The following is a 12,821-nucleotide window of genomic DNA, read 5'->3' as shown; positions in this document are numbered from 1 at the left end:
ATCCTGCGGGTTGAAAAGCCAGCAGGATTTTTTATTTAATAACATATTTGCCTTTAAATTCTTTTATATCAGGGAGACTTCTGTCCCTTTCAAACCATCTGTACCCCTTTTGCAGTGTTTTCCAGAAGTTGAGCTGCATAGGGTATTGCCGAGCATAATTCTTCAGGTTTTCATTGGTCATTCTGAAAGGGTAGATGTTTACCGCTATTCGTTCCTGTCCTGCATTTCTTGCTTCTACGCTAAGTATAAAAACCTCTTTGATCTTTTCATCTGTTAAAGGGATACAGCCAACGGTAACACAATTGCCATGGATGTAGATATCATTACCTGGCTTTCTGTCTTTACCTGTCCGCTCCAAATCCACTGAATTGGGATAGTTTATGCCGAGCGACAAGTGATAACTACTCATCGGATTAAAGGCATTGAGGTAATAAAATCCTTCAGGGGTTTGTTTATCTCCTTCCATTACCTTTGGTCCCAGTGTACCTGAATGCGCACAAAAGTCGTACGTTTTGAATAGGGAATATTTTTTATCTGCTTTTCCGCTTAACCATACCTCCAGTTTTCCTTCTGATTTGTAGGCGTTGATGATCATCGAAAAACCATCACCCAAACCAGCAGCCTTTAAGAATTTCTCCAATGTTTCCCATTTTTCAGCATAGGCCTTTTCAACCCGCTCAAATTTAGTTTGTGTTGTCCTGAAGTTATTTTGCGCGTGAGCCATTATACTGATGAAAAGAAGTATAGTTAAACAGGTTAATTTCATGATGTTTGGTTTAGATAAAGCTAATCATTTCAAGTAAATTCTGGTATGGAAAGCATGGTATCTCTTTTGTATGTTTAAGTGCTTCTGCCGCAAATTTAAATCTACTGCGGCCTTTGCGGTTAATCGTCAAAATTAGCATCTTTATAAAATATGAACAGCTTTTTTGCCGGTACTTCTATTTTGTATTTTCTATGTTGCCTTGCTTTAGGGATTCTTTATGCCTGGTTGCTGTACCGGGGGAATAAAAATCTCGACAGAAAGCTCCATTATGGCTTAACGGCGCTTAGGGTGCTGGCTGTTACCGCAATTGCCTGGCTGTTGTTCTCGCCGCTGATTAAAACACTGACTTATACGCTCGATAAACCTGTAATCATTATTGGTCAGGATAATTCCCTTTCTGTTGGTCAGGTTAAAGCACAAGGTTTCGACCAAATATTGTTTGAGCGAAACCTAAAAATCCTGCAGGATAAACTGTCCGATAAATACGAGGTGAAAACCTACAATTTTGGTGATTCGGTTGCCGAAGGTTTTAATTTTGGTTATCAGGGCAAACTTACTAATGGTGCTGCTTTCTTTCAGAAGATCAGAGATGAATATACTAACAGGAATGTTGGGGCAATTGTTCTGGCAACTGATGGTATTTTTAATGGTGGGGGAAACCCTTTATATAGCATCAATCAGATCAATGCTCCGGTTTATACGGTAGCTTTGGGCGATAGTGTTCCAAAGCGTGATGTTTTGATTTCGAATGTAAACTACAACAACATGGTTTACCTGGATGATGACTTTACCATTGAAGTACAGGTTCAGGCTTTTCAAAGTGATGGGGAGCAGACCGCTTTAACAGTTAGTGCAAACGGGACTAAAGTGGCACAGCAAACTGTAGCCATCAATGCGAATGCTTTTGTAAAAACCATTCCCGTGAAGCTGCACGCTGGCAAAACCGGCGTTCAGCAATACACGGTTCAATTGGGTAAGCTTCAAAACGAAATTACCACCAGAAATAATGCGTATACCTTTTATGTAGAGGTCATCGACGGAAGACAAAAAGTATTGCTGGCTGCCGCGGGCCCACATCCTGATTTGGGGATATTGAAAGACGCTATAGCGATGAATAAGCATTATGAAGCTAAGTTGGTCCTGGCAGATGATTTGAGCGCCGTAGAGCCTTCAAAGTTTGATCTGATCGTACTTTATCAGTTGCCGGATGCTCAGCAGACTTCCGCTCCATTTTTGCAGAAAGTGATTGCCGCTAAAAAGCCTTTATGGTATATTTTGGGTGCGCAAAGCAATCCCAATGCGTTTAATCAAATTCAAAATCAGGTTAACTTATCTTCGGCAAATGGTTCCACTCAGGAAGTTTATGCTGATATTTCAAATGGCTTCACCAGTTTTAATATTGCTGAAGAAGACAAAAAGCAGTTTACCTCATTTGATCCCTTGATTTGCCCATTTGGGAGGCTCACCGTTAATGCCAGCGTTGCAGCCATTTTTAACCAGCGTGTTGGTAAAGTAAGTACCCAGCAGCCATTAATGTTTTTTGCAAATGAAAATGGGTTAAAAACAGGTTATCTGATGGGAGAGGGACTTTGGCGCTGGAAGTTATCAGAACCTGAAAGCCAGAACGAGCAATCAGCGGTAAATGATTTAATTTCAAAAACCATTCAGTATCTGTCGGTAAAGGATGATAGAAGAAGATTTAAAGTGTTTACCTCAAAACCCGCTTACGATGAAAATGAATCCATTCAGTTCAATGGAACGCTTTATAATGAAAGTTACCAGCCCGTAAACGAACCGGAGGTTAATCTTCAGGTGAAAAACGGTGCAGGAAAAGTATTTAACTATGTTTTCTCTAAAACTGAAAATGCCTATCAGCTGGATGCAGGGATTATGCCGGCGGGAAGTTATTCATACGTTGCCAGCACATCAATGGGTGGGCAGAAATTTACTGCTACAGGTAGTTTTTACGTGAATGCTTTAATTGCGGAATTTCAGCAAACCACCGCGAATCATCAGTTACTGAATACAATTGCCAGACAAACTAATGGAAAGCTATTCATGCCTGCAGACTTAATAAAAATTGCTGATGAGATTCTCAGGAATGATAACATCAAAACCATTAGCTACGAAGACCGTAAATATAATGAGCTGATTAATATGAAGTGGTTATTTGCAGTTATTATGCTGTTGTTAAGCATGGAGTGGTTTTTACGTAAACGAAATGGTGAACTTTAACATTTCTACATCTGAAGTCATTGAGGTTTTGGGTACTATTGCCTTCGCCATTTCCGGTACGTTTACTGCAATGCAACGTAAGCTCGACCCGTTTGGGGTGCTAATTATTGCCTTTGTTACAGCCATAGGTGGCGGAACGGTTCGTGATTTATTAATAGGGGATACCCCTGTTGCCTGGATGCGGGATATGCAAACCTGTTTGCTGATTTTATTTACGGCACTGATTACGATGTTTTTTAAAACCCACGTACAGAAAATGAAGATTACACTTTTTCTGTTCGATAGCCTGGGACTGGGCTTATTCACGATGGTTGGATTGTTAAAAGGAATTGCTTTCGGTTTGAATCCGGGAATTTGTATTACACTGGGTACAATTACCGGTTGCTTTGGTGGAATCATCAGAGATACCCTACTAAACACCATTCCCCTGGTTTTCAGAAGAGAGATATATGCATCTGCCTGTATTTTGGGCGGTATGCTTTATTACCTGCTCATTAAAATTAATGTTGAGAGTGTGGTAGCGAAACTTGCTGTCGTGGCTTTTATATTCGTGTTCAGGATTATTGCCGTTAAGTTTAAACTTTCACTGCCAAAGTTTGAGTACTGATTAGTCTTTTTTCTCTTCCCTGATAATTACAAAAACGTCTTCATTATCTTTTTTCATGAAGTATTTCTCGCGGGCAAACTTTTCTGCTGTGTTCAGGTTAGTGCTGAGTTCGTTTAAATCTTTTTTAACCTGGGCGGTTTCTTTTTCAAAGTATTCCTTTTCTTCCTGTAATTTATTGGCCTGACTGCGGTATTCGTATTGCGACATCATATCGTTTTTATCGAAAAACAGCATCCATACAGCAAAGGCAGCGGTTGCAAGAAAATATTTGTTCCGGAAAAGGTCTATTAAACGTTTCATGGTTTGTTCTCAAAATCGTCATTGCGAAGTACGAAGTAATCTTACCTAAAAAATTGCTTCGTACCTCGCAATGACGTAAATGTATAAAAAAACATCCGAAGATTTTAAATGTCCGGATGTTCTTCAAATAAGTTTTTCAACTTCTTAACACGCAGGGCAAAAATACTGCCTTGGTTTTCTTAATTCCTTTAAAGGAATAAGGTTTATTTTTTAGCGTATTTGAATTTAGAACCGATAAAACGTGCGTTCTCACCTAATTCTTCTTCGATACGTAATAATTGATTGTATTTTGCAATCCTGTCTGAACGTGAAGCAGAACCTGTTTTAATCTGACCGCAGTTTAAGGCAACAGCTAAATCAGCGATGGTTACATCTTCAGTTTCGCCAGAACGGTGACTCATTACCGAAGTATAACCACTGTTTTGAGCTAAAGTAACCGCATTGATGGTTTCAGTTAATGAACCGATCTGGTTTACTTTTACTAAGATAGAGTTTGCTGTGTCTTCGTCGATACCACGTTGTAAACGGGTTACATTGGTTACGAATAAGTCATCACCCACTAATTGAACGTGATCGCCAATTTTGTCGGTTAAGCTTTTCCAGCCAGTCCAGTCGTTTTCATCCATACCATCCTCAATAGAAATGATTGGATATTTCGCAGAAAGGTCAGCTAAATATTGTGCTTGTTCTTCGCTTGAACGAATTACGCCTGTAGCACCTTCAAATTTAGTATAATCGTACTTACCATCCTTGTAGAACTCAGATGAAGCACAGTCTAATGCTAAACAAATTTGCGAACCTGGTTTATAACCAGCAGTTTCAATAGCTTTTAATACTGTTTCAATTGCATCTTCAGTACCATCAAATGTCGGAGCGAAACCACCTTCATCACCTACAGCGGTAGATAATCCTCTGTCGTGAAGGATTTTCTTTAAGCTATGGAATACTTCAGTACCCCAACGTAAAGCTTCAGAAAAAGAAGGTGCACCAACTGGCATAATCATAAACTCCTGAAATGCGATAGGCGCATCAGAGTGAGAACCTCCATTGATGATGTTCATCATTGGAATTGGTAACGTGTTGGCGTTTACACCACCGATGTAACGGTATAGAGGTTGACCAATTTCATCAGCAGCAGCTTTAGCAACTGCTAAAGAAACCCCTAAAATTGCGTTTGCACCTAAGTTACCTTTGTTTTCAGTACCATCAAGTTCTAACATTAATTTATCGATAGCGTTTTGCTCAAAAACATCGATACCTCTTAAAGCCTCAGCGATTTTAGTATTTACATTTTCAACAGCTTTTAAAACGCCTTTACCTAAATATGTAGATTTATCTCCGTCACGTAATTCAACAGCTTCATATTGTCCGGTAGATGCACCGCTTGGTACAGCTGCACGGCCAAAAGCGCCTGCTTCTGTAACTACTTCTACTTCTACTGTTGGATTACCCCTTGAATCGAGGATTTGTCTTGCATGGACATTAACAATTATGCTCATTTTTATTTGATTTTTTGTTGATTTTTTAACCTGCTTAGTGTATAAAATACAATTACTAAGCGCAACATCAAAGTTAGTATTATTTTTAAATAAATAAAGCGTTTTGAGCGTTAATGTTAGGATAGTGGTCTTGCTTAATTATACATTAACTTTAAATTAATACAGAAGGGTTTTGATCACCGGAAACAAGTAACCATAATGGATCGAATACGTCTTGATCTGTTTTTGTAAGCGGTGGGTCAGGATGAATTTACTGTGCAATAAACCGATAGAAAGTAACGAACTCCCGGTGCCAAAACCATTCAGTATGTTTGCCGTCTTCTTTTTCAATAAATACAATATTGGGGTTGGTGGTATCCGGGCTTAATAGATTATAGGCTTTTCTGACATTATCAATCATTTTTGATCCTTCCTTATCTCCGGCAACAAAAAAGATTTTGCTTTTTTTAAGAGCACTTAAATGATCCTCAACCTCGTTAAAGATATCCGGTGCCACCCAAAATGAAGGGCTGAAAATGCCGGCAGCTCCAAATATTCCCGGGTAAGCTGATATGGCATACATGGATATCAATCCGCCCATTGAGCTGCCTGCAATAGTGGTATTTTTGACATCTGATAAAGTTCTGTAGGTTGAATCAATATAGGGTTTTAATGTTTCAGCAATAAATTGAGCATAAGCTTTTCCTTCTCCTTTTCCATGCTCACTATCATATGGGTTGTATTCATTCATCCTGTCCTGGTCTCCGTGATCAATCCCCACAACAATCATTTCCTTTTCCCCATCCCGAATAAGGCCATCTATTACTGAATCTACTGCCCACTCATCGTTTCTGGGAGGTGTAGCATGGAACAGATTTTGCCCGTCGTGCATATAAAGCACAGGGTATTTTTTGCTGGAATGTTTGTAGCTTTTTGGTAGGTAGATCCAGATTTTTCGGTGCTTACCAAGCTGTGGCATAAAAAAGGCATCGTCAACAACATGGACGTGATCGCCAAATGTATATGTCACATTATCCTCTTTAGATTGGTTGTTTTGCTTCGATACGGTAATATCCATGGTAATATCAACATCTAAATTCAAAATTCTGTTTGCAATGGTTTTACAATTAGATTTTTTTGAATGAAAACTTCCCTGTATAGGTTCAGTTTTTAATTGGTTCAGGACCGAAACATCAATTTATTTCAACTCATCTAAAACTTTGAACAGCTTTTTGTTAATGCCGCTTCCACTGTAATTGTTGATGTTAATTACCACTATATATTTATTACCTGATGCATCTGTATGATAACCTGCAAATGCAGATACATCGTTTATCGTTCCGCTTTTAATTTTCATCCCGTTGTATTCGGGTAAGGCTTTGTAGAAATCAGGAAACCAGGTTTCTTTCTGAACCTGAAATAAAACCGCTGCCATTGCTGAAGTGGTGATGCGGTCTCCTGGCGATAATCCACTACCATCAATGATATTTAAAGCCGATTTATCAATGCCTTTATCTGCCCAGAAGTTTATTTCAGTTTCGGCGCCTTTGGCCGTTGTTGCGGGCTTACCGGATTTTAAAGCCATGGTTTTAAGCAGGCTTTCTCCGTAAAGATTGATACTCTTTTTTAGAAACCAATAAGCAATTTCACTTAAAGGGGGAGAGGTGATGGTACTGATTTTCTGAGTGACTGATGGGATAGGCAGTTTTTTTAAGCTCATCAATCTGCTGGTTGTAGGCTCCTGGCTTACGGAAACGCCGAGCCTTTTCAATGTATCCTGTAAGCGGTAGGCACAATCATAGGCAGGATCTGGAAGAGCGACGGAGATGCCTGATTTGCCAATACCCATACCCCAGCTACCGCGCAGGTAAGCAATATTGCTGTAGGGAGGGAGGAAAGCGTAGGCTCTGTCGCCTGTTCCCGATGCCCCGGTTTTTAGTTCATTTACAATTTGTATGTATGGGGTTTGAGGTACAGACTTGATGATTTTAACCTCCTCAGCAGTCCCGGTACCTGGTTTCAGGTGTATGTCAAACTGATTCTCTCTCCAGGCCAGGCCTGATGTGCCCGCGCCATAATAATTACCAATGTCTTGCCATACCCAACCCTCAGCGGTCGTCTGCGTACCAAAAATGCGGTCGTCGCCAATGATGGCGCCTTCTATTTTTGTTATGCCGGCAGATTTAATTGCTGAAACCCATTGCGTTAAAACATTGTTTTCTTTGTTTTGATAGCGCCATGATCCCAAAGTGGGGTCGCCGCTCCCAATGATGATCAGGTTTCCGTTTAAAGTTCCGCCTGTAATGCTGCCTGTATAGGCAAGTGTAGTCTGGTACTGGAAATCTTTTCCTAAAATGCTAAATGCCGTAGCTGCAGTAATCGTTTTAAGCGTTGAGGCTGTAGCCAGACCAATCTGCTCATTTTTCGCAAAAAGGGTTTTGCCGGTATTGGCATCTAACACACATAGCGAAGTGATGGCATGCCTCGCCTGATCATCAGCTAATAAAATGTTGAAGGCTTTTTCCAGGTTTTGAATTTTGCTTTGTGCATTCGCTGTGGCAAAAGAAAAGACACATAGGACTAATAGATTGAAAAATTTCATTTCGTGATTGACTTCATTTTGGAGAGCGCATAAAAAAGCCCTTCAATTTTAATTTGAAGGGCTCTTGTTTATTTTAAACTAACTCTTTTTGAATTAAGTATTCAGCAATCTGAACTGCGTTTGTTGCAGCGCCTTTACGCAAATTGTCGGCTACAATCCAAAGATTTAAAGCTTTAGGTGCAGATTCATCCCTGCGGATTCGACCTACAAATACTTCATCTTTTTCATGTGCATCTTTCGGCATCGGGTATTTTAAGTTGGCAACATCATCTACTACGATTACACCCGGTGCTTTTTCTAAAATACTACGCACTTCCGCCAGGTCGAAATCATTCTCGAACTCAATGTTTACTGATTCAGAGTGACCACCCATTACCGGAATACGAACGGTAGTTGCAGTAACCTTAATGCTGTTATCGCTCATGATTTTGTTCGTTTCCTTTACCATTTTCATTTCCTCTTTCGTGTAACCGTTATCCATGAAAACATCGATATGGGGAAGGACATTCAGATCAATTTCGTACGGATAAGCTTTAGGCCCATCAATACCTGCACGCTCGTTCATTAACTGATCAACAGCCTTAACGCCTGTTCCTGTAACGGATTGATAAGTAGATACCACTACACGTTTGATTTTGTATTTGTCGTGTAAAGGTTTTAAAACCACCACCATCTGGATGGTAGAACAGTTTGGGTTTGCGATAATCTTATTGTCAATCGACAGCTCGTGTGCATTCACTTCCGGAACGATAAGTTTAACTGCAGGATCCATTCTCCAGGCAGATGAATTATCAATTACCGTTGTTCCAGCTTCTTTAAAGCGTGGTGCATGTTCCAATGAAGTATTTCCACCGGCAGAAAACAATGCGATATCAGGTTTCATGCCAATTGCAGTGTCCATGCTAACGATTGGGAACTTCTTACCCTTAAAAGTAATTTCCTTACCAACACTCTTTTCTGATGCTACGGGAATCAACTCTGTCAAAGGGAAATTTCTTTCCTCCAATACTTTTAACATTACGGTACCAACCAATCCGGTTGCACCTACTACTGCTACTTTCATTTTAAATTTTAATTATTATATTTATTAAACATTTGATATAAGTCCAAATATGGTAAAAATTAAGCTTATATCCCTATTGTTACACGTTAATTTTGCTTTAAATATTCTCAATCCGGTTTCTGCTAACGAACAGGAGGATAGAATGATCCGGCCACCCATCCCAGAAAAGCTGGTCCACAGAAGCTGCCTGAAGCCTGATATTCCTCTGCGGATAATCAGTAAAGGCGATATTCTGATTTCTGAAGTATTGTTTAATCCGCGGCCCGGTGGGGTTGATTTTGTCGAAATATACAACAATACCAGTCATGAAATAGATTTGAAGGATCTTCAGCTGGCCAACATAAATTCTGCAGGTGAACCAGCGAGCATTAAAAGTGTTTCTGCAGTTAGGCTGATGATCCCGGCAGGAAGTTATTATGTGATTACGAGTAATCAAGCCAATATCAAAGAAAATTATTATACGAAATTCCCAGCTCAGTTTGTACAAATTGGTAGTCTGCCTGCTTTTAGTAACGATAAGGGCTCGGTAGTGCTCTTAAGTAACAATGTGATCATCGACCGGTTAAACTACAATGCAAAGGTTCATCATCCCCTTATTCAGGATGAAGACGGGATATCGATAGAACGGGTTTCTTTCAGTGTGGATACTAATGACCCTGCCAATTTTAAATCTGCAGCTGCGGTAGCAGGTTGCGCTACACCGACTTACAAAAATTCTCAGGAAGCCTCAGGAGAAGAAAACTTTGTACGGTTAGCGCGTAAAACCTTTTCACCCGATGGAGATGGTTATGACGACATCCTAAACCTGGATTATCAGTTTGCAGAAAATTCGATGCTGGCAACAGTCAACATTTACACTGACAGGGGGAGGCTGATCCGTAAGCTGTTGAAAAATCAAACGATAGGTACCAGCGGAACTTTGAGCTGGGATGGACTTGATGATAGCGGATTAAAAGCCGGCATCGGAATCTATGTTGTGGTATTTGACGTTTTTGACCTGAACGGTTCCACAAAACGTTTTAAAAATACCTGTGTACTGGCGGGGAAGCTAAACTAGTTGAGCGTATTATATTTCCGCAAATCAAAAGCACTGGTCCCAAACTTTAGCTAAGACCAGTGCTTTTTACTATATCAGATTGGCTTTAATGTAGGCACAACTTGTGGTAATCGACCCGATCTGATCTGGCTGATAATTGTTCTCGTGCTCAACAAAAAAGTTTTGCATTCCTGATAATTTAGCCTGCGCAAATATTTTTTTGAAATCGATTGAACCTTTACCAACTTCTGTATTTAATTCTGGCTTAGCTTTATCCATATCTTTCACATGCCACATTGGGAAGCGGCCAGGATATTTCTTAAACAATGCCAGGGGATCGTTGCCAGATCGGACTACCCAGTACAAATCCATTTCGAAGCTCACCAGGTTTTTATCGGTTTCCTGAAGGTAAACATCGTATCCTGTAGTATCTCCCAGCTTTTTGAACTCGAAATCGTGGTTGTGATAGGCAAATTTTAAGCCTGAAGCTTTTGCAATTTCTGCAACCTTATTGAAGTCAGCAGCAGTTTTCTTAAAGCCATCTGCACCCTTCGTCATATCCACATGAGCCCCTGCAATGGTAAAATATTTGCCTCCAAGAGCAGCTGAAGATTCAATGTCTGCTTTTAGTTTATCGGTACTGCCTGTTTTCATAAAATCGTCCATTCCGTAATGACCGCTTGGTGCTTTTAAGCCATTGGCATCTAATAATGATTTAAATTCCTTAGTAGTTAAATTCCAGAATTTTCCGTTCGAGAAACCGTAAGTTTCAACTTCTTTATAACCTGCCTGCGCAACTTTTTCAATTACACCTGTTACATCTTTAGGCAAAAGGTCTCTCAATGTATACAATTGCAAGCCAACATTTTTACTCGCTTTATCGAATGCAAAAGAGGGGATAAGCAAAGCAGCACCAGCGGCAAAGCTTGCCTGCTTAATAAAGTTTCTTCTAGAATTCATAGTATTTAAATTAATTCTTTTTTAACGTATGCGCAGCTTGCTGCTACAGATTCCATAGGATTTGGCTTATAATTACTCTCGTGCTCTATAAAAAAGTGTTTCATGCCAGAAAGTTTTGCATCCGCAAAAATGGGCTTAAAATCAATCGAGCCGGTTCCAACCTCAGCATTTAAAGCCGGATCTGTTTTGTCCATGTCTTTGACATGCCACATGGTGAAACGTCCCGGGTTTTCTTTAAATAATTTAAGCGGGTCGTTACCAGAACGAACCACCCAGTATAAATCCAGTTCAAAGTCTACCAGATTTTTGTCTGTTTCACTTAGCAAAATCTGATACCCGGTGGTATCACCTTGTTTATCGAACTCGAAATTGTGGTTATGATAGGCTACCCTTAATCCGGCATCTTTACACATTTTACCGGCAAGGTTTAAGCGTTTAGCTAATGTCTTGTAATCATCTGCATTTTTACGGATACTTTCTTCAAGCCAGGGCACGGTAACGTAGTCGCTTCCCAACACTTTAGCCGCAGCAATAGCAGCTTCCAGTTCTTCGGTTTTACCTTCTGATAAAAAACTGGTTAAGCTGTAATGACCGCTTGGCATGGTTAAGTTATTCGCTTCCAGCAATTTATTAAAGTCTACCGGCGATAAGCCCCAGAATTGATCCTTAATGGAAAAACCGTACGATTCTATTTGAGTGAAGCCAGCTTTTGCAACTTTTTCAATCGTTCCTTTAACATCTTTTGGTAGCTCATCCCTTAGCGACCAGAGCTGCAATCCTACGTTTTTCTTTTCACCTGAGCAGGCAAAAGACGGGATTAATAATGCTGCTGCGGCAGCCATACTGCTACTTAGTATAAAACTTCTTCTTGTTAACATAATGCCAGACTTAAATATCACAGATGGCTATTGCTTTTTTTAATGAGCCCAGTTTATCTGCATTTTTTGGTATAAATTCCTGCGCCACATAACCTTTGAAACCGGTTTCGGCAATAGCTTTCATTATCGCCGGGTAATAAAGCTCCTGACTTTCATCGATCTCATTCCTTCCCGGAACCCCAGCGGTATGGTAGTGGGCAATGTACTGATGGTTTTCTTTGATTGTCCTGATCACATCGCCTTCATCAATTTGCATGTGATAGATATCGTAAAGCAGTTTGAAGTTTTCAGACCCCAGACGTTTACAAAGTTCAACTCCCCAGGCGGTTTTATCACACTGGTAATCTTTATGATTTATTTTGCTGTTGAGCAATTCCATAACCAGCACCACCCCATGTTTTTCTGCCAATGGCATCAATTGTTTCAGGCCTTCAACGCAATTATTCCATCCAGTTTCATCGTCTTTTCCCCTTCTGTTTCCACTAAAACAAATTAGGTTTTTATACCCGGCTTGTGCTATCAGTGGAATCATTGCAGAATAGTTTTTAATCAGCGTTTCATGAAATTGCTTGTCGTTAAAACCATCAACCAGATTAATTTCGGCGCCGTTGCACATGGTGGATACCAGGCCATGTTTTTTAAGTATCGGCCAGTCTTTAGGACCAACCAGATCAATGCCTTTGATGCCGATGTTCTTAGCTTCAGTACATAGCGTTTCCACATCCAAAGTGCTAAAACACCAGCGGCATACAGCATGATTGATATTTCCTTTCAAAGCTTCGGTTTTATTGACATCTGGCTGTTCTGCTGCTAAAGCAGTTAAACCGGAAGAAACACCAATTGCAGCAGTTCCTGCAATGATGTTCTTTAATGCATTTCTTCTGTTCAGGCTCATG

The 12,821-nt window shown here is 40.1% G+C and carries 12 protein-coding genes; 3 read left to right on the top strand and 9 right to left on the bottom strand.

The genetic code is table 11. The annotated features are described in order from the left end of the window. Positions 1 to 31 precede the first annotated feature (31 nt). A complete protein-coding gene (locus tag AB669_RS06930; protein ID WP_053058316.1) occupies positions 32 to 766 on the bottom strand; it encodes a murein L,D-transpeptidase family protein in 735 nt (244 codons plus the stop codon). A 150-nt stretch (positions 767 to 916) separates the two neighbouring features. On the opposite strand from AB669_RS06930, the gene AB669_RS06925 reads away from it, so the two are divergent. Further along, positions 917 to 3,001 (top strand): hypothetical protein, encoded by a 2,085-nt coding sequence (locus AB669_RS06925; protein WP_047798585.1) that lies wholly within the window; start codon positions 917 to 919, stop codon positions 2,999 to 3,001. Beyond that, positions 2,988 to 3,608: a trimeric intracellular cation channel family protein gene (locus AB669_RS06920; RefSeq protein ID WP_047798584.1), complete on the top strand. Its 621-nt coding sequence runs from the start codon at positions 2,988 to 2,990 to the stop codon at positions 3,606 to 3,608. The genes AB669_RS06925 and AB669_RS06920 overlap by 14 nt, the downstream gene beginning before the upstream one ends. Here AB669_RS06920 and AB669_RS06915 read toward each other — a convergent pair whose 3' ends face one another. From AB669_RS06915 to AB669_RS06895, 5 genes are all read right to left on the bottom strand, one after another. Further along, a complete protein-coding gene (locus AB669_RS06915) occupies positions 3,609 to 3,908 on the bottom strand; it encodes a septum formation initiator family protein (protein WP_047798583.1) in 300 nt (99 codons plus the stop codon). It abuts the gene before it with no gap. Positions 3,909 to 4,111: 203 nt separating this feature from the next. Then, entirely contained in the window at positions 4,112 to 5,407 is a 1,296-nt protein-coding gene (gene eno / locus AB669_RS06910; protein WP_047798582.1) for a phosphopyruvate hydratase, read from the bottom strand. 250 nt (positions 5,408 to 5,657) lie between these two features. After that, a complete protein-coding gene (locus AB669_RS06905; RefSeq protein ID WP_156166698.1) occupies positions 5,658 to 6,488 on the bottom strand; it encodes an alpha/beta hydrolase in 831 nt (276 codons plus the stop codon). A gap of 96 nt (positions 6,489 to 6,584) precedes the next feature. Beyond that, positions 6,585 to 7,988 carry a D-alanyl-D-alanine carboxypeptidase/D-alanyl-D-alanine-endopeptidase gene (gene dacB, locus AB669_RS06900; protein WP_053058315.1) on the bottom strand — a complete coding sequence of 468 codons (1,404 nt, stop codon included), beginning with the start codon at positions 7,986 to 7,988 and terminating at the stop codon, positions 6,585 to 6,587. A 73-nt stretch (positions 7,989 to 8,061) separates the two neighbouring features. Beyond that, complete coding sequence (locus tag AB669_RS06895) at positions 8,062 to 9,051, bottom strand: aspartate-semialdehyde dehydrogenase (protein WP_047798580.1); 990 nt, start codon at positions 9,049 to 9,051, stop codon at positions 8,062 to 8,064. A gap of 49 nt (positions 9,052 to 9,100) precedes the next feature. On the opposite strand from AB669_RS06895, the gene AB669_RS06890 reads away from it, so the two are divergent. After that, positions 9,101 to 10,108 carry a lamin tail domain-containing protein gene (locus AB669_RS06890; RefSeq protein WP_047798579.1) on the top strand — a complete coding sequence of 336 codons (1,008 nt, stop codon included), beginning with the start codon at positions 9,101 to 9,103 and terminating at the stop codon, positions 10,106 to 10,108. 69 nt (positions 10,109 to 10,177) lie between these two features. On the opposite strand, the gene AB669_RS06885 is transcribed toward AB669_RS06890, so the two are convergent. From AB669_RS06885 to AB669_RS06875, 3 genes are read right to left on the bottom strand one after another with little or no spacing between them, the layout of a single operon-like run. After that, positions 10,178 to 11,047 (bottom strand): sugar phosphate isomerase/epimerase, encoded by an 870-nt coding sequence (locus AB669_RS06885; protein WP_047798578.1) that lies wholly within the window; start codon positions 11,045 to 11,047, stop codon positions 10,178 to 10,180. A gap of 5 nt (positions 11,048 to 11,052) precedes the next feature. Then, complete coding sequence (locus AB669_RS06880) at positions 11,053 to 11,925, bottom strand: sugar phosphate isomerase/epimerase (protein WP_047798577.1); 873 nt, start codon at positions 11,923 to 11,925, stop codon at positions 11,053 to 11,055. 10 nt (positions 11,926 to 11,935) lie between these two features. Next, entirely contained in the window at positions 11,936 to 12,820 is an 885-nt protein-coding gene (locus AB669_RS06875; protein ID WP_047798576.1) for a hydroxypyruvate isomerase family protein, read from the bottom strand. Position 12,821: the final 1 nt, after the last annotated feature.

Origin of the sequence: Pedobacter sp. BMA, assembly GCF_001027745.1 — a bacterium.
In the GTDB taxonomy this organism is placed as follows: Bacteria; Bacteroidota; Bacteroidia; order Sphingobacteriales; family Sphingobacteriaceae; genus Pedobacter.
This window is presented reverse-complemented; position numbering and strand designations above follow the sequence as displayed.